Source organism: Helicobacter sp. 23-1046, from assembly GCF_053654635.1.
In genome coordinates this window covers 562,477-585,014 of sequence record NZ_JBSIUS010000001.1, presented here as the reverse complement: position 1 = coordinate 585,014, position 22,538 = coordinate 562,477, and the positions used below count along the sequence as shown (strand labels likewise).

Genomic DNA, 22,538 nt, shown 5'->3' with positions numbered 1-22,538 from the left:
ATTTCTCTTAATATGTGAGATTGTAGGGCGTTTTGTTTAATATCTTTCGTGTTTTGGCTATAATTGCACTTATGAAAAGGTTGTGGAAGTTTCTTTTATTGCTTGCAATCACTCACTCTGTGTGCTTTGGTGCGCGCCCTATGAACACTGATGATGGACGCGTAGTCGATGAACACTCCTGCCAGATAGAATCGTGGATACGCACAGGACAGAGCTTAGAATATTACGCAATGCCCGCGTGTAATTTATTTTTAAACACCGAAATTTCTGTGGGTGGAAATGTGGATTACGCAGATTCTGTGCTTACGCCTGCGATGATTTTCACACTTAAAAAGGTCTTTTTGGATTTAGAGCAAGATGGGTATAGCTTTGGTCTTAGTCTTGGCAATATGCGTTCAGGCAGGATTTTAGATACAAACAAAGAGCTTTATGCGTATGGGATTGCAAGCAAATCATTGTTAGAAAATCAGCTCTTTTTGCACGCTAATATAGGCTACAAACTCCAAAATCTCGCCTATTCGCAAAGACTTTATTACACGGGCTTTGGCGTGGAATATGACCATAGCGAGCATTTTTGGTTTATAGGAGAGGCATTCTATGAGCAAGGCAGGAGGGCGAGCTATCAGCTTGGCGTGAGAATCTGGCTTAAAAAAGACAAACTTCAAATCGACTGCACTTATGGCAATGACTTTATCACGCCATTTGGGAAAAATGGCGCGTTTGCTAGTGTGGGTATCCGCGTGCTAAGCGACACACTCTTTTAAACATAATATAGCCAAGGATAATGAAACGGCTAAGGACTACAATTCCCAGCACGAAGCCTGCTCGTAATCTTTTAGCTCTGTGATTCCATTTGTTCCACACACGCGACATTGAGGATTTTTGCTTATTTTTACCTTGCGAAACTCCATACTAAGCGCGTCAATGCTTAAGATTTTATCAAAGAGTGGCTCGCCCACGCCAATGATGATTTTTAGCACTTCTAAGGCTTGAATGCTCCCTATCGTGCCAGCTATCGCACCAAGCACACCAGCAGAAGAGCAACTCGGCACAGAATCTGGAGGTGGTGGAGAGTCAAACACGCACGCATAACACGCGCTTTCCTTAGGCTTTATACTCATCACTTGTCCGCTAAAGCGTAAGATTCCCCCGTAGCAAAGTGGCTTTTGCGCGAGCACACACGCATCATTGACAAGGAACTTTGTCCCAAAATTATCCGTCCCATCGACAACCACATCATAATGCTCCACAATCTCTAAGGCATTACTCGCGTCTAATCGGCAATGATAGGGAGTGATTTTGGTATGAGGATTGAGCGCATTGAGCTTTTTTAGTGCGCTTTGGACCTTTGGTGTGCCCACTTCGGCAGTAGTGTGGATAATTTGGCGTTGCAAGTTGCTTAAATCAATGCTATCATCATCAATGATTCCAATCTCCCCTACCCCAGCGGCAGTAAGATAGAGCGATACAGGTGAGCCAAGCCCACCCGCACCAACAACCAAAACCTTTGCTTGTGAAATCTTTTTTTGACCCTCTATGCCGACATTTTGTAGCACCAAATGACGCGAATATCGCTTAAGCTCCTCATCATTAAACGCCAACATACGCTACTACCGCTTGTAATTATTTGCAACGCAACGAGACTTGCGCGCTAAGGCTAAATTCCTCGCTAGATTCTATGGGCAATGCGCTTGAATCTATGCTTTGTGTCTCTACACTTCGCATTAGTGCGACCTTAGGATATGCGTGCGAGTCGTTTATATCAATACGCTCAATCTTACATATTTTACTAAGGCTTTTTTGATATACTTCCACACTTTGCTTCGCCTGCTCAATCAACGCGCCTTTAAGCTCGGAATCTATCTCGTTTTGCTGTTCGTTTTTGACTATTGGACGCACTTTTGGGATTTGCAAAGTAAAGTATCCCATTTCATTTGCTAGTGCGCCTGCTTCGTTTAAAAGTTTCTCATACTCTTCAAATTGTGCTTTATCAAACTCGCAAGAAAACTCAGCGTGAAAATTTTGCCCATACACTTGGTTTGATTGACTCTCTTGGTCGTATTTGGTGAGCGGTGTTATTGAGTAGCTCCCACCCTTGCAAAGTTTGCTTTGCTCAAATCGCTGTGAAATAATTTTAAAACCAGAGGCAATAATAGTCTTATCTTGGAGAGTTAGCGTTGGCATTTTTAGAAGCGAAGCACTTGAAAATACGGGATTAGCAGAATAATGTGTCGGTGTCTTAGAGCCATTTACCGAGATTGTATAATTTATTTGCAACGGTGGATTACCAAAATATTTATTATCCAGCACAAATACATAAAACAGCATTCCACACGCAAACAACACCAGTCCAAAAACCACAGAAGCACAAGTTTTAAGAAACGACATTTTTAATCCTTTTATTTAATATCAATTTTATCGCCTGCTCCAATCTTTCGCACAGGGGTAAAAAAGCTCATAAGTGCGCCAAAAATCACTTGTATCACCATACACCCGACAATGCCAAGCACCGCAGGCAATATTATAGAATCGACATTTTTACTATAATTCATCATATAAATAATCCACAAAATACACAATGCGACTACAAATACGCTACCAAGTCCAATCGTATCGTATAAAAACGAAGTGCGAAATTTTGATTTATAGCGCGCTTTGCATTCTTTGCATTCTATGATTCCACCATTAGTGATATGTTGCGACATTGAGAGTTTATAGGGTGTTTTATTAACCAACTTTTTACACACCTCGCATTCAAAGTCAAAACTCATAAATCCTAGCAAGAGATTCTCCTTATGAAAATTAGAAAATCGCTATTATACTATATGTTTATGAAGTAGCCTTGTAAAATCTCACAAATGCGTATATCGCCCACGCTATGTTGCCAAGTGCGTTAAATCGCTCACGCACACTACCATAAGATTTAGTCTATTTGCTTGCATTCCTTTTTTCACGCGTAGATTTTCACGCGTAGCGTTTCTCGTCTAGTGTTTTCTTATCTATCTTTTCTTGTCTAGCGTTTTTTTGTCTAGCGTTTCTTATCTAGCTTTTTTGGTGGCAACAATTTAGCAAAATGAGATTTTGACTACCATTTGCCACATTTTTTGTTTTGCCACATTTTTTGTGTTGTCCCGCGCTTATGTATTGCGTATAAACACTTCAAATTTTTCTCTAAATTCCGCACTTTTAGCTACAAAAAAGGGCATTCCGTGCATTTTCACGCTAATGTCCTTATAATCAATAGGCTTTTTATCAATCAGCGTTGCCAAAAATTCCTCTTTCCATTTATCATTTAATACTAAATGCTCGCCTTTTGGCTCGATGATACATTGCATTATCACACGATTATCCCCCGCCCTTTTGCCTAAAAAATAAAAATCTGGCTCAAATCTCTCCGCATAATTTGCATTTTCCTCCCCATTTTCTAGCAATTCTCTATCATCATAAATTGCAAGTTCGCTAAATCGCTCATTTCGCACGATTAGCCATTCTTTAAAATGTGCATTTATTAGCTCTTTTTTAGATTCGATAAACTCCAAAAATGCTCTCTCTAATGTAGTCCCGCTAAATTTATCAAAGTAAAACCACTCATATTTGCTAAAATTTTCCACTTCCGCGTCCAAATTGCGCGTTATTTCTTTATCACCGATGATTTTTAGCGGTTTTACACTCCATTCCCCCACACGATACGAATCCAAATATTTCCTCACACCCTCGCCAAATTTTTCTAGCACAAAAAGCGCGATTTGTAGCTCCGTGCGCGGATTATCCAAAGTTTGTCGCGGGTGAAGTTTGAGCGTGAGATTGAGATATTTAGCGATAAATTCGCGTTTAGATTCTATCTCAAAGTTTCGCGACAAAAAGGCAAAATTATAATCCAATATATTCATAGCCTTTAATATCACGCGTTGCGATAAATCGCTAAATTGTATCTCTTTATATGTCTCTCCAAAATCTGTGCTAAAATCATCGTTGCTTATATTTTCGCCCGTTAGATTCTCTTTCATTAGATTTTCCTCTTGAACGCCTTTTGCGTTACATAATGGCACTTCTAAAAAGTTGCTTTTAGCCACGATTTTACGCACGATTTCGCTAGAAAAAAGCGTATTTTTACTTGAAACTTTATAGCGCGAATTAGTAGCAAAATACGCTTGCTTATAAAATTCACTTTGCATTATGTCCTTTTTCACGCGTAGCACGATATTTTTTTGCTTACTCTGTCGCAGTCCCATATTGACTAGCTCGCTATTTAGTCGGTTTATAAATTCATTTTCACTTGCCGCGTGGTAAGCCAAAATCTCTAATGCTTTCAAAGGCACTCTCTCATTATCAAATTTTCGCCGAAACTCATAATCACTAATCGCGCCAGATTGCGTTACTTGCGATTGTAGCACAAAGGGATAGTATCGCGCCCCGCGCCCAATTAGTTGCGCTTCTTTTGTCGTCTCTTTTATCGCGCCTTTATTTAGGCGGACAATGTCAAAGAGATTTAGCACATCCCAGCCCTCATTTAGCTTATCCACCGCAAAAATTACGCGAATCTCATTATTTTTTGATTCCAAACTATTTAGCAACATTTGCTGATTTTCTATATCTTTGTCATTGTTTGCGTTGATAATGTGCGCGGGTGAAAAAAGCTCTTTTATCATAAAGCAAAGATTTTGACTTGTGATTTTTTGCGCTTCAAAAAACTCTCGCACTTGCCTAAAAAGCACGATTTCATCATCATCACTTTTTGAGAGATTCGCATAATTTTCGATAAATTCCGCCACTTGCGTAGAATCAAGATTGGCGATAAACTCCAAAAACGCCTCTTCATTTGCCAAAGATTCGTTAATTGTCTTGCTTTTATACAAAATCACAGGCTTTAAAAAAATGCCATTTTGTTTTGCCAAAAGCATTCGATAAATATTTAAAATCACGCTCCCCAAAAACCGCTCACTAATCTCTAATCCATTGTATTTGAGCAAATAAATTTTCTTGCTAAATCCATCATTATGAAATTGCTTCAAAGCATATTCATATACGATTTTATCGCTATATTTTTCTAGCACGGATTCAAATTTTGGGATTGTCGCGCTAAATTCTAAAAGCAAATTTTCCGCATTTGCGCTAAATGCCTTTTGCACGATATTTTCCCAGCCTCTCTCATTTTCATCGCTTTTTGTGTTTGCGTTTAGATGGTGCGCTTCATCGGCTAAAAACACGATTTTTTGATGACGCAAATCTTGCAGAGTTAGCGCGTTTTCTCTCTCTTGCGTAAAAAGATTATACAGCCCTTGAATCGTGTTAAAATACACATTTATCGCATTTTCTTTACATTCGCCCAAACTCTCAACCGCATTTATTTCAACCTTTTGATTTTCTATGACAATCTCACGCGCAAAGAGATATTTCTCACTTCTCTCATCGCAAAAGTTGCTCTTTGTTTTTTCTAAAATATTGCTGCTATTGACAAAAAACACAAAGTTTCTAAAGCCTTGCTTGTAGCATTCTAGCATTAGGGCAGCCATTATGAGCGTTTTGCCACTGCCTGTTGCCATATTAAACATTAAATGATTTGTGCGCGGATTTTGCCTTTGCAAGAGATAGTGCTTTAAGGCTTGGATTTGATATTGTCGCAATGTTTTAGAGAGATTGCCCGTGATATATGCGGGGATTTCTATATTTTGTGCGTATTTTAGCGCGGATTGTAGCTCGGTGCTTAGATTTTGGCTATTCATTTTTGCCACCTTTATAAAACGCCCTATTTAGCTCTATCGTCTCGCTATCCACGCCATAGATTGCGTCCTCTATATCGCTATAAACTACATAATCCATATTTGAGTCCAAAATCTCATACAAAATCCGCTTTTTATCATTGAGATTCAACGCTTCAAAGTCGCTATCTTTTGGCAATGTTTTATCCACGCGATAATCCACAAATGCCTTTTCTTGCAATTCTTTGTAGATTTGTGCTAATTCATTTTCATTGTTAGATTCTAAGATTCGCGCTTTATACAGCGCATTAAGTGGCATTAACTCAAAGTAGATAAATTCATTTTTTACATTGTCATTGCGAGCCACTTCTTTATTGTCATTTTGAGCGTAGCGAAAAATCTCTTTACTATCATTTGAGATACTTCGGGCTTCGCCCTCAGTATGACAAAGATTTTGTTCCCCCTCCCTTGCGGAGGGATTCGCCCTTTGTTCCCCCTCCCTTGCGGAGGGGGCTAGGGGGTGGGTAGATTCTGCATTTGCAAATTTAGCGTTTTTAGAATCTTTGGCATTTTTATACCCACCCCCTGTATCCCCCTCCGCAAGGGAGGGGGAAATTTGAGAATTTGGATTCCAAGCCACAGCTTTTGAGATTCCGCCTTGTTCGCCGTTTATGACTTTGATAAGTCGTTCTTTTGTGATTGACTCTACATAGTCCATTTGCTCTATGCCTACCCAACGCCGTTTCATTTTATGCGCCACCGCGCAAGTCGTCCCACTTCCCGCAAAAAAATCCATTACCAAATCATTTTCTTTTGTGGATATTTCAATGATTCGTTTTAATAATGCTTCGGGTTTTGGTGTGGCAAATAAATTTGATTCTTCATCGGTTTTCAAGTTTTTATTTTCTAAAAACAATGATTTAATTTCGTCTTTTGCGTTTGCAGTATTTGATAAATTTGTCCAAATTGTTTCAGGGATACTTCCTTCGTGTTCGCTCAAAAATAATTTTCTATAAAGATTATCGCCTATAACAACTAGCTTGTCGTCTCTGTCTAGTTCTTGCATTGTAGTTTCGCTACAAAGCCAAGCACGAGATTTTAAAGTTATGCCATCTTTTGTCGTAAAAGCATATTCTTTGCTTCCGCCTTGCCCACGCCTACGCCACAAAGCTAATTTTCTATAATTTCCACGCGAATCATTGTCTGGATTCGTATATTGAGCTAATGTCGAATCATCAAGTTCGGTTCTACCAAAATTTAAATCCGAAATTTGCTTTGCATATACCAAAATATATTCACTAACTCGACTTAAAAATTTAGCGGAGTTATCTTTGCCCCGTTTTCTATGCCAAGTTATACAACCCACAAAATTCTCTCTCCCAAAAATCTCATCCATTAAAACTTTTAAATACGCCTGTTCGTTATCATCGCATTGAATGAAAATCACGCCATCTTCGCGTAAAAACTCCCGCGCAATTTCAAGGCGATTTTTCATAAACACAAGCCACGCGCTGTGGTTAAATCTATCGTTGTAGTTAAAGCTATCATTGCCCGTATTATAGGGCGGGTCGATATAGATGAGCTTTACTTGCCCGTAAATATCTTTGCGCGATTTTAGCGTGTGGAGGGCGAGTAAATTATTGCCTTTAATCAAAAAATTTGGTTTATTTTGCAATATGGATTTTAAGCTTTTGTCATTGCGAGAATCCGCGTTAGCGGATTCGTGGCAATCTATTTTATTTTTTTGGATTGCTTCGGTCGCTTCGCTCCCTCGCAATGACGAAGTGATAAGCTCAAAATTTTGCAATGCCTTTGGTTTTAGCAAAAAATCAATTTCATCGCTACCCAAAATCTCATTGAAAAATATTTCGTTGCTTTTGTCCTCATCTTTGCTTTGCGCACCTTTTAAAATGCAATCTTTATAGGGGAAATTTAGCACGATATGGCTATCGCTTTTTAGCAACTTCGCGCCCGTGTGAGCGTGAATCATAAGCCCGATTTTGTTTGCAAATCTTGTGTAGCTTGAATCTAAAATGCGAAGTTTGAGAAAATCTAAAAACGCTTCTTTGTCAAAGATAAGCGATTCGTTTATGGGCGTGAAAAACCGCGCTTTAAGCGTAGGATTTTCAAGCAAAAATGTAAGTAATTGCGAATCATTATCAAGCGCACGGAGTTTTGCCTCTTGCAAAGAGCCAAATTCGCGCTCTATGGATTGTAAGGAATTGTCAGAATCTAGATTTTGGTTTTTAGTGTGTGTGTGTGTGTGTGTGTGTGTGTCGAGTCTTTGAGAATGGTTAGCGTTTTTGCGCCTCGTGTGGCATTTTGACTAGCTTCGTTGTCTTGGTGGCTTTGTGGATTTTGTGCGCTTCCTGCGTTGTCTTGCTCGTGGCTTTGTGGATTTTGTGGCATTAGTATTCCTTTTTGTGATTTTATGATTTTGCGTTAAAGTCGCAGATTCTAGCAAGTTTTATAAAACAATAATCTTTAAAAAGCAAAATTTCGTAGCATTGTAGCGTAATTTGTGTGATTTTGCACGCTACGAGGTTTGCCAAAATCACGCAAAAATCTTTCAAAGAATCCTAAAATCTCGCACAATTTAGCACAAAAGCCACCAAATCACCGCAAATTGCATTGATTTGGATTCAAAGCCCATAAGTGATAAAGCAAAAAAGCCAGTTGATTTCGCGCAAAATCTAAGCGATGGCGCAAAATCGCCCGACAAACTCACGCCAACCTTGCTTGAAAATGCCCTCAGTGTCATTTACAAAGACGGCGAATATCGGCTTCACAATGCTAATGACTACTACAAAAAAACAAGCGATGAAAAAATCGCTAAACTTAAAAAAGCCTACGAACTTGCCAAAAAGCCCGACAAAGCGCAAATGCTAACGCTCAAACAAAGCATTTTAGAATCTTGCTCTAAACTTGAACCCTGCGCAGTAGAAAAAGAATTTGAGCCAGAAGAATTTGAATTAGAGCAGTTAGCGGGGCTACATTATGGCATAGATTATTTAAGCCTTGCTTTGATAAGTAGCGGGGAGTTAAGGGATAGGTATTTTGAAGAGGCGTTAAGCGGTTTGCGCTATCTTGGCTTCCCTATGTGGCTAGATGATGATACGCCCACAAGTAGCATAGCCTTGTATTTTTATGGCTTGCAAATTTTAAGCTATGTCGATGATGAAAGCCCCGCCTACAAAGCAAACTATGCTAAAGCTAAAAGCGACTTTGCTAAATTTAAAAAAGTGCTTGAAAGCAAGGATTATGAGAATCTAAAGAGCTTTTTGGAGTGAAAATTACGCACAAAATCTTTTAGATTCGTGTGATTTAGATTGCTTTGGCGAATCTACGATTCGCCTCGCAATGACAAAAATTTTGATTTTTGATTCGCAACGCAAATCACAATCGAAGTAGTTGCAAAAAAATACAAGCGACTTGCGCGGAAGTATCTTTAGGCGATTTCGTGGGTTTTTTAAGCGTGAAAGCACGAAATAAGACTAAAGCGTCTATTGAGTGCTTGAGCGCGAAGAATCCCGCGAAATCGTCAAAGAGACAAACGCGCTATTTTAATGTCCCCATATCGATTACATACCTAAACTTCGCCTTCCCTGTGGTGAGCTTATGATATGCCTCATCGATTGCGCTTTCACTCGCGTTAATGATTTCAGTCTCGGGGTAAATGCCGTGTTTCAAACTAAAATCTAGCATTTCTTGCGTTTCTTTCATTCCGCCGATTACCGAGCCATACACGCGCTTATGCCCCGCAAAGACAAGCGAAGAGAGGCTAATGTTTGGCATTACCTCGCTAGGTGGCAATCCCACCACGCAAAATTCCCCGCCATACGCCAAAAGATTCACATACTCCATAGGCTCGTATTTTGTGGGAATCGTAGAGATGATGACATCAAATCGCTCTTTGACTTGCGCGAGATTGTCAGTCGTGTAGAGTGCCTTTGCGCCAATTTTTAGCGCGTCTTGCTCTTTATTTTTGTTTCGTGCAAACACGCTCACTTCCGCGCCCATTTCAATCGCGTATTTTAACGCCATTACGCCAAGTCCGCCAAATCCCGCTACGCCGACTTTTTTGCCCTTGCTTACTTTGCTAAATTTCAGTGGCGAATAAGTCGTAATCCCCGCGCAAAGCAATGGCGCGACTTTATCTAGCGGCGCGTCTTTTGGCACGACAACGGCAAAATCCTCGCTTACTACGATATTGTTGCTATATCCGCCAAAAGTAGGCGCATTGTCGTGGAATCTATCGATACAATCATAAGTAAAAACCGCGCCGCTCTGGCAAAACTGCTCTTGGGATTTTTTACACGCCTCGCATTTGCCACACGCATTTACCATACAGCCCACCCCTGCGTAATCGCCGACTTTGAATTTTTTTACCCCGCTACCTATCGCCACTACGCGCCCTGCGATTTCGTGCCCGGGCACCATTGGGTAGATTCCCTCTCTCCACTCGCTTCGTGCGGAGTGAATGTCGCTGTGGCAGATTCCCGCATAGAGAATCTCTATCAAAATATCGCCCTGCCCTAGCGCGTGTCGATTAAAGCTAAATGGTTTGAAACTATCGCTTTTATGCGCTACGGCGAAACCTTTTGCGCTTATGCGCTTACCTTCTTTTGCTTCGGTGAGATTAGATTCTAGTAACATTGTTGCTCCTTTAAAAATTTAAATATATTTTTAGATTCTAAGCTGTGTAGAAATCTAAAAACGCAATTATAAAACCTGATAGCAACTCTAAGTCAAGGGTTTTGTTAAAATTTTTGCAAAAATTAGAATCTATATCCTATTTTCATATCGCCTTTAATCCCATAGCCAAGTCCCATATCCACAAGCCCAAGCACGCCGTATTGTATATAAAGAGATTGTGTGAGAGCGTGCGAACCTATAAAGTTAAATTCAAGCGAACTTTTGCGATGCTCCAAAGTGTATCCAATGAAACTTTGTGCGTTTGCCAAACTCACAAATACCCTATCGTTTGAATGATATACATTGTGGCGCATAAGAATCTCCACGCTATAAAAGTTTGTATCTTTGCGCAGTGTGTATTGCACGCCTGCACCGATTTCCGCACTTATATTGTTATAGCTCTCTTGCTTATAAGTAGTCATAATGTGGTTGCCTATATTATTTACTCCCACGCCTAGAAGTGCCACAGGCTTTATATTTTGCTTAAACCCTCCTAGTGGAGCAAGCACAAAAACGCGCTTATAATACACGCTAAGCAAGCCATTAAACGAAAGATTATCGTCTTGCTGTGCGCTCGATTGGATTGCTTTATTGTTTTGCAATATATTTGCATTAAGATTGCTTTGCACTTCATTAGCCCCTATAATGCTGTGAGCGTATAATCCCACATTATAAAATCTTGCATTATTATGAAATGATTGGAATGTTGATTGATTGCTCCCAAATCCAGCCATAACGCCAAAGAGCATATCAATAGAACCAAACTTACTCAATCTATCATACCCCACATTTGTGCTAGCAAACACAGAGTTTGAATCTCCACCGCCAAAATATCCACCGCCAACATTAAACCACACATTATTATGCAAATCATCATCTTGTGAGAAATCATAGCTTATATCACTTGCCACACTCCTTGAAATTTGCTTATACAACGCATTTTCGTCATTGTTTGCAAAACGAAGATTGTGTATTTTATCTGCTTGCGTGAGTCGCACTTGAGCTATGCGTGTGTTTATGACAAAATTATTACTAAAGAGAATCTGCTCGCCTAAAGATGCGCTATTCGCCAAATCGTGCATTGTAGAATCTATTTGTTTTAAACTTGATTGCAAAGGCGCGTAATCATCAGTTTTAGCAGCCGTATCAATGGCAATATCATTGGGATTGTGCTCTATTAGCACCTTTAAAATCTCGCTATACTTGCTAGAAATATGCTTATTTAACTCGCTAAAACTGCGCGGGTCAGATTCTAAAAACTTTACCAAAAGGGCGTTATTCTCAAACTTACTTACCACAAAAAGTTTATTATCATCATCCACAGAGGGAGCGAAGCTAAATTCTACGCGCTTATCAATGCGATTGTCTTTTATTTCTTGCGCGCTTAAGATGGTGTAATACTTCCCAAGAGTAAGCATTGTATCTATCTTACTCACACTAGAATCTAGAGCAATGACAATGTTGCTTTGCGCATCAAAAGTAAGATTTTTGTTAAAATTTAGCATTTCAAAACGATTGGCGTTTTGCGTCATTTGTCCGACATTATGCAACGAAAAAGTCCCGCTTATAGTGGCACTCGATTCTATATTTTTTGGTGTGTTATTTTGGGCATAACTTAGATTGGTAAAATTTATGCTCGAATTACTATCGCTTATAAACTTTGTCGCATTTGCCAAATCCCAAGAATTGATAAAAATGTTACTATGAGTCAAATTGATTTTGCCTAAACCTCGCGCATTTGCTTGAGAATCTGCAAGGTGCAGTGTGAGAGTTGTGTTATTTACATCTAAGTTATCGATATTAAGCATAGAAGTTGCATCAAGTGTGAGGTTTGCATTTTTAAGAGAATTAAACGCAAGATTATTTGCGCTAATACTACTTGATTGAAGTGAAATATTTTGGCTAATGAGACTTACTTGGTTTAGGTTAGTGATATTACTCTTTTCAAAAATAAACTTATCCACATTTGCTGTCGCATTTTGAGCGACATTTAGGTTTAGCTGTGTGAGATTCTTTGCGTGAATGCTTATAGCAGTGAGCATAGAATTGCCTTGTAAGTTGATAGCGTTATGCGTAGAATCAAGCGTGATATTTCGCGCTGTGAGATTTGCGCTCCCGCTTAGCTCCACGGTTGCGGTGATAGATTCTAGCGCGGTGGTATCAACCACGCTAAAATCACTCGCGCTGATTTTGCCACTAAAGTTTGCACTTTGCTCATCGAGGAGTTTAAAAACAACGCTACTTGTGCCACTTGTATTAAGGTTAAAACCTTTGTTGCCACTTAGCCCAATATGTAACTTAGAATCTTGCACCTTAAGCGCGCCATTAAGTGTCAATACAGAATCAGAATCTAAGGCTAACACTCCTTCTTTAACTTTGTTAAAAGTAATGCTATTTGCGCTTAATTCCGCCTTGCCATCAAGTTGCACTTTCGCGCTATCTACATTTTGCACTGATAAATCCCCACTTAATTGAAGTTTGGTATTGTTGTTTTGTGAATCCACGCCTCGCAAATACAAAGTATCTCTTATTGCCACATTCGTGCCACTTACTTGCGAACCACCAAAAGCCACGACATTATAATTGGCAGGCTTTGTAAAATTACTAAAATCCAAACTGCCTAAATCAAAATTCGCGTTATTAAAATAAAATGAATCTTGCACTTCAAAAGTCGCGTTATTAGTAAGGGTAAAGGCATTAAGATTATTGAGCTCCTTAATGATGAGATTTTGCACCACAGCATTAGAATTATCCAACCGCACACTATTGTGTGTAGAATCTAGCGTGAGAAAATCCGCTGTGAGTTTCGTGCCATTTTTCAAATCCAAACTTGCGTTAAAATCCCAAATGCTTGATTGAATGCTCCCGCCATTTGCAGTGATTTTGCCTTTGTAATGCGTGCTTTGATTGGCGATTGCTTGTTGCTCGGAATTTAAATTCCCGCCCTCCACTTTTTGATAATACCCAAAGCCACTGCCGTTGATATTTGCGCCGTCTTTGTTGTCGATAAAATGCTTCACGCCACCGCCAAAAGTAATGCTAGAGGCAGAATCCGCGCTAATATCGCTTTGCAAACTCGCATTGCGCCCAAGTGCGAGATTTGCGTTTTTTAGTTCGATTCCATTTGAGAATGTAAAGGAGCGATTATCCCAATCAGGCTGGCTAACCGTGGAGGGCTTGCTTAAATCCATATACTCAGGCATTGCCTTATGCGTGCCTGCTTCGGCGTTTTTGATTTGCTCGCGGATTTTTGTATCGCTTATTGTCGCGTGCGTGGTGGCGTGCCCTTGCAGTGCGATATTTGCGTTTTCCGCGCTTAATGTGCCACTTGAATTGATATGCCCATCAAAAATTAGAAAAGCCCCATCCACTGCGGAGGGGGTTTGGGGGCGGGTATTTTGCGTGTTTTTATCGCCTTTGTGGATAATATCAATATTTGCGACTTGATTTGCGCTAGATTCCCCAATGCTTGCGTGGATAATCGTATCGGCTTTTGTGCTTTGTTTTGTGCCATTTGAATCATAGCCAAAGCCCTCAATTTCAAGCGTGGATTTTGCGCTATTGGTGGAATTTGTGATAATCGCGCCACTATCATTTGCTGCAATGGTGTTGAGTTTTAAGCTATTGCCACCCAAATCAAGCACCCCTCCGCCACTGCCAAAGTAGATTCCCATTTCGCTAGATTTGTTTTGCGATAATGTGTAGGAATTTGCACCGCTTGCCGTGCCTGCCACGCTAGAATCTTTGCTCGCACCGATTGCTTCTGCCTTGCCATTTTTTAATTCTAACGCGCCTCGCCCGCTTGTGATATACACGCCATCATAAGCCTTTTTGTCCGTGTCAAAGATGACTTTGCCCTCGCCGATTTTGAGGTAGCCTAGATTTTCGCCATTACTTGTATCGGGCGTGTAAGTTGTTTTGATGATGAGCGTGCCTTGCCCGATTTTGTGGAGCGCGTCATTTTTGTCATTTCGCAGATTCCACTCCACTTCGACATTTTGCCCTATATCAAGCCCTGAACCTTTGAAATAATAATTTGTGCTATTTGCATTGCTAAAAGTGTATTTGGTGGGATTTGTGCTACTCGCGCCATTTGAAGCCTCAAACACAAATCCCCCCGCATAGCCACTTATATTGCGATTGATATTGTTTGCAACTTGGATAGCCCCACCACCGCTAAAAATAATGTCTTTGTTTTGTTGTAAATTGAGAGCGTTAATGCTTTGCGTGCCACCGCTTAGGGTTATTTTTTGCTCAAAATTTTTTTGAAAATCAAGCAATTCTTTGTTTGACACGGCGGCTATGTAGGCAGTATTTGTCGTGGTGGATTGAGAAGTTACGCCTAGCAAAATCCATTTATTATTCGCTTTATCAAAGGCGTAGATTCCACTCCCGCTATCCCCTGAAGTTATGCGGTTGTTAAAATCCCCACTTGGGCTATAAGTAAAGGTAATCCCTCGAGAATCTCCGCTTGCATAGCCTTTGACTAAGTCCAAATACGCGCTAGAATCCACATTTAAAATCCCAAAGCCACCGCCCTTTGTCTCGCCATTATCTAATCTGCTAATATCCACGCTAGTGCCACCTCGCAAAGTGATGACGCCTGAGCCTGCTTGATACACATACACATTGCCATTAGAATCTGCCAATCCCTTAATGGTGTTTTTAAAATTTTCTAAGTTTTGGCTCTCTTGGGCTGTGCTTGTAGGATTGCTTGTGTTGGTGCTATTTGTGATGTCTAGCATACTTGCTTGCCCCTCGATAATGTATTTATCAAAGCGCAGGAATTTTTCATCACGCCCATAGGGCTTTGAAACGCTAAGTATGGTATCTTCACCCGCGTCTTGCTTGGCTAGGGTATATGTGCTAAGCCCCCATTTACGAAAATTATCACTGCTATTTGGATTTTCTGGGCTACTTACATGATTTGCCGTTACGACAAATCCGCGCCCTATTGCTGTGAGATTGCCATTATTGCTCGAAGCAGAAAAATTTGGGGCTTGTGGAATCGTAAGTATCGTGCCATCTTTGCCCGTGATTTGCACTCCATTTGGATTTTGCGCGCTATCTTTGAAAACCCCCTTATTTTGCCCAAAATCCAAAAAATCTCGGTAGTAAAAATTGCCGATATTTATGCTTTGGGCATTAAGGCTTACACAAAGGAGTAAAAAAAGAAATACTTTAGAGATATTATCCATAAAAAACATTATTTTTAAACGCACTATTCTCCAAATCATTAAATTATCCAATCAACATAAGAATCTCTTCTAACCCATTTTCTCTAAAATGCACGCTTGATTGTGGCAAGGATTTATAATGAAGCAAAGCATTGCTAAGCGCATTTAAATCTATGAGTTGCGCTCCAGAAACGCAAGCAAAAAGTGCTTGTTGGTTAAAAATATATTTCCCGCTAATAAGCCTATTGCCAAAAAACGCAGGCTCAAGTGGATTATGTCCACCGACCTTTGGCACAAATGAGCCACCAAGCACAACCACATCGCTAATAGCATACATATTGATAAGCTCACCAAGCGTATCTAGCACAATCACACTCGCATTTTTTGAATCAAGTCCATCAATTTGACTAAAGCGCGCAAATGCTACATTACGAGATTGTAGCATTTTACACACCTCGATAAATCGCTCTGGGTGGCGCGGTGCAAGAATAAGTAATGAAAAAGGCTCTTTTTTTTGAAGTTGCGAAAATGCACGCAAGATACATTCCTCTTCGCCTTTATGTGTGCTTGCCCCAAGCACGACAAGTTTGTTTGGTTTATCATAATTTTTTGTTGGTTTTGGAGGGTTAAGCATTTTAAGATTCCCAAATACACTTACATTGCGTGATTTAAACGATTGCAAACGCTTTTTGTCCTTTTGACTTTGAGCAAGCACCACATCGATATATTTGAAAATCCCCGCATAAAACTCTCGCAACCGCTGATAACTTTTATAGCTTCTATCTGAAATTCGCGCATTAAGCAAAAAAGTCTTTGCCCCTGATTTTTTTGCCACAAAAAAGAGCATTTTCCACAACTCTGCCTCCATAACCACGAGGCTTTTAAGTTTATCAAGTTTGCCTTGCCACAGCGGGAGAAAAATCTCAAAAGGCAAATACTTCACAAATACGCGTGTTGGATATTTATCGCTAAAAAGTCGCCTTGCTTCTGCATTCCCTGTGTGTGTAATGGTAGTAATCAAAATAACACAATCGCTTTGTTGCGTTAAAAGTGCGTTGATAATAGGCTCTAGTGAGCGCACTTCGCCAAACGAACACGCGTGAAACCAAAAATGTGGCTCAACCAAAAGGCTTAAATGCGAAGCAAAAAATCGCTGCGGGATAGAATCTTTATGCTTGGAGCGCAAACTTGAAGCTAAAAATATAGGAATGCAAAACACATATAAAATCGCACAAAGCAAAAAATATACAAGTGGAAAACGAAGTTTTTTTCTCCTTTTGGCTCTGAGTGCGTTGCTTTTTTTTACCTTAGGGTGCGAAGATTGTATGGAAGCAAAATCTTTTGGGCTCATTTAGCTCTCCTTAAACCCACACTCTAATCCACCAAAAAGCACAGAAATGTTATCACTACCACAGGGCACAGACTTTGGAATCTCCCATATTTCGTTTTTTAGCGTGATGACTTTCGCTCCCACCCCATTTGCCTGCAAATGCGAATCTATAAAGTTTTGGAGTTCGTAGTTACTCATAGCGTTATCACTCACAAAGGCTTGGAGATTAGAAAGTTTATCAAAATATGCAAACGCACTTGCAAGGACGCTCAAAAGTATGGGCGCAGAAAAAATACCGCCCGGTGCGTGAGATGAATATTTTTGTGAGGATAAATGTGGCGCGGAATCTGAACCAAACGCAATTTTTGGATTGCCACTTAATGCGATTTGCAAAAGCGCGTCCCTATCTCTTGGGCTTTTTAACATTGGCTTACAAAATAAATCAGGGCACATTAACCCACCCATAACATCATCAAGGCTTAATAAAATGTGGTGCAAGCTCAGTGTGCCATAAAGATTCTCAAACTCCTCTAGTAGCATAAGTGAGCGAGAATCACTAATATGCTCGATGATGATTTTTAGCTTTGGGAAGGTTTTTGCCAAAAAGGCAAACACAGGCAAAAACTCAAACTCTCTATCTAAACAATATCCTGCGCTCTCCCCGTGAATGCAAAGTATAAAGCCCAAATCCTGTGCATAAGCTAAAATTTCAAGGAGATTCTCGCCAAGCACTTCTTTTATACCACTTTCGCTACCCGTAGTCGCACCTTTTGGATAAAGTTTAAGAATCTTTAATCCACTTTCCTTAGCCTTTTTAAGCTCATCTTTACTAAGAGTTTCTGTGAGGTAGAGACTTACAATGGGGAAAAAATCTTTAATCCCATTTTGATTTGCAAGGTTGAGAATTGTATCTTGGTAATCTAGTGCTACGGAAGTATTTGTAAGTGGTGTTTTTAGATTTGGCATTGCGAGACAGGACACAAAAGCGCGCGCACTAAATGGCAAAACGCTCTCCAGCATTTGTCCCTCGCGCAGGTGTAAGTGCATATCAAGCGGATTGCAAAGTGTGATGTCGCCAAACTCTCTAGAGCGCAAAAAATCCCTTGCAAAACTCCCTAAAAACTGCTCATATACGGTCAAAATCACTCCTTAAGTTTAATAAAGTCTTACTCACAAGCCCGCAAAAGGGTAAGCATTGCTTGCTTGTATGTCAATGCCATCTCCTTAGTGTCTGCTTCAAATCTGCTCACAAGCACAGGTGTGGTGTTGCTCGCACGCAGTAATCCCCAGCCATTAGGGAAAACAACGCGCAATCCATCAATATCAATAATCTCTCTAATTAGCGGAAAATTACTTATATCAATATTTGTAAGCTCCTTTGGCATAGAGGGATTGTTTGATTGTTGCACACTTTGAATCGCACACAACATTGCCTTTAGATTCTCAATAAGGATAAATTTTTGCTCCTCTGTGCTTTGTATCTTTTCTTCTGGGGTAGAAAACATTGCTGGGAGGGATTTTATTTGAGTTTCTATTTCTTTAGGACTATGGCGCAAAAAGAGTTCTAACGCCCTAAAAGCCGAATAAATAGCATCATCATAGCCAAAATATCGCTCTTTAAAGAAAATATGCCCACTCATTTCAGCAGCCAAATGGGCGTTTAACTCTTTTAGCTTGACTTTTAAATTTGAATGTCCTGTCTTATACATCACCGCCTTGCCAATCTTGCCAATTTCATCATACATTACACTCGAGCATTTCACTTCGCCAACAACAATGGGTTTAATCCCGCGTGAAGCCATTTCCCTTGCAAATAAAATCGCTAGCTCATCGCCCTTGTAGCTGTAATTTTCGCTCAACAACGCTAATCTATCCGCATCACCATCAAAGGCTATACCAATAGGGATTTGTCCGTCTTTCATTGTGCGCTTTATATCGTGCAGATTCTCTTCTTCACTTGGGTCTGGGTGATGATTAGGGAATGTGCCATCTGGCTCAAAAAATAATGGTGTATAAGAAATATGGAGAGAATCTAAAATATCTTTGATTGCCACACCAGCCACTCCATTGCCACAATCAACGGCGATTTTATAAGGAAAATTACGCAACGATTCAAATTGTGTGGTTAAAAAATCAATATACGCTCGCAACGCGCCAATTTTGTGAATCTTGGGGCTTTTAGATTCTCTAAATGGGTGGTTTTGCAATTCGCTTACAAGTTTTATGCCAAGATTTCTAATCTGCTCTCCATAAAATGGTGCATTTTGCAAGGTGATTTTAAAGCCATTGTATTGTGGTGGATTGTGGCTACCTGTAATCATTACGGAATTTTTGCAAGTAACATTATCTATTGTATTAAATGTTGCAAAATATGCTACAGGCGTGGGAATCAATCCTAATTCATACACCTCAATCCCCTCGCTCTCAAAGCCACTTTTAAGCCAAGACAATAAAATTGGTGAATGCGTGCGAGCATCGTAGCCAATGCTTATGCACTCCTCACCACGCGCCTTTAATTCTAATCCAAGTATGCGCCCAACATTAAACACAACCACTTGATTTAAGTCCTTTTCAAAAATACCACGAATATCATATTCCCTAAAAATCTTCATAATATCGCTATTTTGTGTTTCTAGCATTTACGCTCCCTATGAAAGTTAATCTATAAGTGCAAAATTTTACAAAAACTTTAGCAGAAATTAGATACAATCAAGCATTTTTCACACTAAAGCCTTTGAAAATTTTAGAACAATAAAGGATTACAATGCGTTTTAACTCACTTTTAGATTCTATCGCGCCTTATGAAGCTGGCAAGCCCATTGAACTTGTAGTGCGCGAATATGGCATAGCGCGCGAGGATATTATCAAACTTGCCAGCAACGAAAATCCATACGGCACTTCACCAAAAGTTATTCAAACTATTCAACAATATGTCGGCAATATGAGTCTGTATCCCGATGATTCATATTACGAGCTAAAAAACGCGTTAGCACAAAAATTTGGTGTGGATTCTACAAATCTTATCATTGGCTCAGGAAGTGATGAGATTATCGAATTTTGCCTGCACGCTGTGCATAGAGAAAATGCACAGATTCTCCAAGCGGGCGTAACTTTTGCAATGTATAGCATTTATGCCAAACTTTTTGGCTACAATGTGCTTAAAACCTCTGATAATGCGCATAACTTAGAGCAATTTTTGGATATATATAAGCAAAAAAAGCCCAATGTCATTTTCCTCTGTGTGCCAAACAATCCACTAGGAGAATGTTTGCGCGCCAAAGAAATAGAGGATTTTATCACTCAAATCGATGAAGAATGCCTTGTGGTGCTCGATGGCGCATATCAAGAATATGCAAGCTACAAAGACAATGCTTGCGCACTCAATCCCGCCAAACTTATTCAAAGATTCCCAAATGTTGTGTATCTTGGGACATTTTCTAAGGTGTATGGGCTTGGTGGAATGCGTATAGGCTATGGTATCGCGCAAAGCAATCTCATACAAGCCCTGCATAAAGTGCGCCCACCATTTAACATTACCACACTAAGCCTAAAGGCAGCGATATGTGCGTTGCAAGATGAGGAATTTGTCCAAATGACATTAGAGAGTAACTTTAAAGAAATGATTCGCTATGAAAACTTCGCAAAAGAGCATAGAATCGAGTGTATCCCATCTTATACAAACTTCATTACCTATATGTGCGAGGGTTTCCAATCTCATAAGCTATGCCAATGGCTACTAGAGCGTGGGTTGATTATAAGGAATCTTGAAAGTTACGGATTAAATGCTTTTCGTGTAACTATCGGCAAAAAAGAACAAAATGATAAAGTTTTGTTACAAATTGCTAATTTTTTTGCTACACTTTGATTTCATAAATGCTATTTCTAAAGCGTAAATTCTAAGACTAAAGGAGTGGGAATTGAATTTTCAGCTAATTTTGGAACAGATTGCCAAGCTACTAGGACGCGTTAATAAACGCCAACGAATCATCATCTTATCGACATTTATTTTCCTCATTTTATTTTTGACTTTTCTTGTGGTCTTTCGTTTTGAGGAAAATACAAATGAATACGAGGGTTACTCGGTGCTCTTTAATGGCGTAGATGCCAGCGATAGCGCACTAATTATCCAAAACCTCCAGCAAAATAAAATCCCTTATAAGATTCCGAATGAAAACACAATTTTAGTGCCAAGTGATAAGGTTTATGAACAGCGTATAAGCCTTGCTTCACAAGGGATTCCCAAACAGGGCAAAAAAATCGGCTTTGATGATTTTTTAGAAAATAATAATCTTGGTGATACAGATTTTAGAGAGCAAACAAAATACCAACTAGCCGTAGAGGGTGAGCTCACAAAAACCATTGAAAGCATTACAGCCATAGAATCTGCTAGTGTGCTTATCGCTCCAGCAGAAAAGTCTGTCTTCGCCAAGCAAGCCATACCTCCTACGGCTTCGGTAAAAATCCACTTGCGACAAGGAATGGATTTGACACAATCTCAAGTTTTAGGGATTAAAAATCTTGTTGCCGCTTCTGTAACGAGCCTAACTCCAGAACGCGTAAAAATCGTCAATCAAGATGGCGACTTGCTAGGCGAAGTCAATGAAGCAAGCGAGCAGCACGAAATGATGAAGCTCGCTGAGCAACAACGAAAATTTCAAATCAATCAAGAGCGAGCGTATGAACGCAAGATTATTGAAGCCCTAAAAGATATTGTAGGCGATGAAAGTCGCGTGAGAGCACAAGTAAGCCTAGAGTATGACTTCAGCCAAGTCAAACAAACCCAAGAAATTTTTGGTAACAATGTTATCGCCGCAGAACGCAACATTGAAGAACACGAAAAAGGTGTAAAAGAAGCCCCAATCGGTGGCGTGCCCGGTGTAGTAAGCAATGTTGGTCCTGTGCAAGGCTTAGAAGATACCAATATCGTCAATGAAAGAAGCAAGACTGATGAGCAAAAGAACTATGTCGTTGATAGGACGGTAAGTGAAGTAAAAAGCCCTATTGGTAAACTCTTGCGCGTAAGTGCTGGTGTGGTGGTTGATGGAAGTTACCGCGAAATCGTTGATGAAAATGGAGTGCAAAAACTTGAATATATCCCGCGCACCGAACAAGATTTAAAAGAAATTGAAGAAACCGTAAAGGCGGTAATTTCTTTCAATGAAGCACGAAATGACTTTGTCAAGGTAACAAACTTTGAGTTTAATGCCTCAACGGCTGGATACAAACCAAAAGAAGCTTGGGAGAGCTTTTCAGATACGATTGAAAAATACCTCTCACCATTTATGCCACTTATTAAATATCTTATCGTTGCTGTGGTCCTATTTATCTTTTATAAAAAGATTGTTGCACCATTTGCTGAGCGAATGCTTGAAGTCCAAGAAGAAGAAGACGAAGAGGTTGAATCGCTTCTTGCCCTTGATGATGATGGCGAGGAGGATTTAAATCGCTTTAGTGAGTTACGCAAGCGGGTAGAAGACCAGCTTAGCGGAGGTTCGTTTAACGAAGATGAAGTCAAATATGAAGTAATTTTGGAAAAAATGAGAAATGTGATACAAGAGCGTCCAGAGGAAATCGCGGCATTATTCCAAACACTCATTAAAGATGAATTAGAAGTCAATGTAAGCTAATACTTAAAAG

The 22,538-nt window shown here is 39.9% G+C and carries 16 protein-coding genes; 4 read left to right on the top strand and 12 right to left on the bottom strand.

Annotated elements, in window-relative coordinates:
• The first annotated feature begins 71 nt into the window (after positions 1–71).
• A complete protein-coding gene (locus ACWIUJ_RS02715; RefSeq protein WP_454151984.1) occupies positions 72–764 on the top strand; it encodes a hypothetical protein in 693 nt (230 codons plus the stop codon).
• 36 nt (positions 765–800) lie between these two features.
• On the opposite strand, the gene ACWIUJ_RS02710 is transcribed toward ACWIUJ_RS02715, so the two are convergent.
• The 7 genes from ACWIUJ_RS02710 to ACWIUJ_RS02680 all read right to left on the bottom strand — a co-directional run bounded on the left by ACWIUJ_RS02710 (position 801) and on the right by ACWIUJ_RS02680 (position 8,272).
• Complete coding sequence (locus tag ACWIUJ_RS02710; protein ID WP_454168824.1) at positions 801–1,604, bottom strand: HesA/MoeB/ThiF family protein; 804 nt, start codon at positions 1,602–1,604, stop codon at positions 801–803.
• A gap of 19 nt (positions 1,605–1,623) precedes the next feature.
• Positions 1,624–2,388, bottom strand: coding sequence for an SIMPL domain-containing protein (locus ACWIUJ_RS02705; protein ID WP_454168822.1), 765 nt, complete (start codon positions 2,386–2,388; stop codon positions 1,624–1,626).
• Between the two features lie 11 nt (positions 2,389–2,399).
• Positions 2,400–2,783 (bottom strand): hypothetical protein, encoded by a 384-nt coding sequence (locus ACWIUJ_RS02700; protein ID WP_454152301.1) that lies wholly within the window; start codon positions 2,781–2,783, stop codon positions 2,400–2,402.
• A gap of 354 nt (positions 2,784–3,137) precedes the next feature.
• Positions 3,138–5,723 (bottom strand): DEAD/DEAH box helicase family protein, encoded by a 2,586-nt coding sequence (locus ACWIUJ_RS02695; RefSeq protein WP_454168821.1) that lies wholly within the window; start codon positions 5,721–5,723, stop codon positions 3,138–3,140.
• Positions 5,716–7,887, bottom strand: a complete 2,172-nt coding sequence (locus tag ACWIUJ_RS02690; protein WP_454168819.1) for a DNA methyltransferase — start codon at positions 7,885–7,887, stop codon at positions 5,716–5,718. Before ACWIUJ_RS02690 ends, ACWIUJ_RS02695 begins: the two co-directional genes overlap by 8 nt.
• A gap of 44 nt (positions 7,888–7,931) precedes the next feature.
• Positions 7,932–8,108: a hypothetical protein gene (locus tag ACWIUJ_RS02685; protein ID WP_454168817.1), complete on the bottom strand. Its 177-nt coding sequence runs from the start codon at positions 8,106–8,108 to the stop codon at positions 7,932–7,934.
• A gap of 20 nt (positions 8,109–8,128) precedes the next feature.
• Complete coding sequence (locus ACWIUJ_RS02680) at positions 8,129–8,272, bottom strand: hypothetical protein (RefSeq protein WP_454168816.1); 144 nt, start codon at positions 8,270–8,272, stop codon at positions 8,129–8,131.
• 63 nt (positions 8,273–8,335) lie between these two features.
• Between ACWIUJ_RS02680 and ACWIUJ_RS02675 the strand changes: the two genes are divergently transcribed.
• Positions 8,336–8,989, top strand: a complete 654-nt coding sequence (locus ACWIUJ_RS02675) for a hypothetical protein (RefSeq protein ID WP_454168815.1) — start codon at positions 8,336–8,338, stop codon at positions 8,987–8,989.
• Positions 8,990–9,257: 268 nt separating this feature from the next.
• Here ACWIUJ_RS02675 and ACWIUJ_RS02670 read toward each other — a convergent pair whose 3' ends face one another.
• The 5 genes from ACWIUJ_RS02670 to ACWIUJ_RS02650 all read right to left on the bottom strand — a co-directional run bounded on the left by ACWIUJ_RS02670 (position 9,258) and on the right by ACWIUJ_RS02650 (position 19,540).
• Positions 9,258–10,355, bottom strand: a complete 1,098-nt coding sequence (locus tag ACWIUJ_RS02670) for an NAD(P)-dependent alcohol dehydrogenase (RefSeq protein ID WP_454168813.1) — start codon at positions 10,353–10,355, stop codon at positions 9,258–9,260.
• Positions 10,356–10,477: 122 nt separating this feature from the next.
• Complete coding sequence (locus tag ACWIUJ_RS02665) at positions 10,478–15,616, bottom strand: S6 family peptidase (RefSeq protein ID WP_454168811.1); 5,139 nt, start codon at positions 15,614–15,616, stop codon at positions 10,478–10,480.
• A 19-nt stretch (positions 15,617–15,635) separates the two neighbouring features.
• Positions 15,636–16,922 carry a lipid IV(A) 3-deoxy-D-manno-octulosonic acid transferase gene (gene waaA, locus ACWIUJ_RS02660; RefSeq protein WP_454152294.1) on the bottom strand — a complete coding sequence of 429 codons (1,287 nt, stop codon included), beginning with the start codon at positions 16,920–16,922 and terminating at the stop codon, positions 15,636–15,638.
• Entirely contained in the window at positions 16,923–18,041 is a 1,119-nt protein-coding gene (pyrC, locus tag ACWIUJ_RS02655) for a dihydroorotase (protein WP_454168809.1), read from the bottom strand.
• Positions 18,042–18,067: 26 nt separating this feature from the next.
• Positions 18,068–19,540, bottom strand: a complete 1,473-nt coding sequence (locus tag ACWIUJ_RS02650) for a phosphomannomutase/phosphoglucomutase (RefSeq protein ID WP_454168807.1) — start codon at positions 19,538–19,540, stop codon at positions 18,068–18,070.
• Between the two features lie 125 nt (positions 19,541–19,665).
• On the opposite strand from ACWIUJ_RS02650, the gene hisC reads away from it, so the two are divergent.
• Positions 19,666–20,766, top strand: a complete 1,101-nt coding sequence (gene hisC, locus ACWIUJ_RS02645) for a histidinol-phosphate transaminase (protein ID WP_454168806.1) — start codon at positions 19,666–19,668, stop codon at positions 20,764–20,766.
• A 52-nt stretch (positions 20,767–20,818) separates the two neighbouring features.
• Positions 20,819–22,528 carry a flagellar basal-body MS-ring/collar protein FliF gene (gene fliF / locus ACWIUJ_RS02640; protein ID WP_454168804.1) on the top strand — a complete coding sequence of 570 codons (1,710 nt, stop codon included), beginning with the start codon at positions 20,819–20,821 and terminating at the stop codon, positions 22,526–22,528.
• Positions 22,529–22,538: the final 10 nt, after the last annotated feature.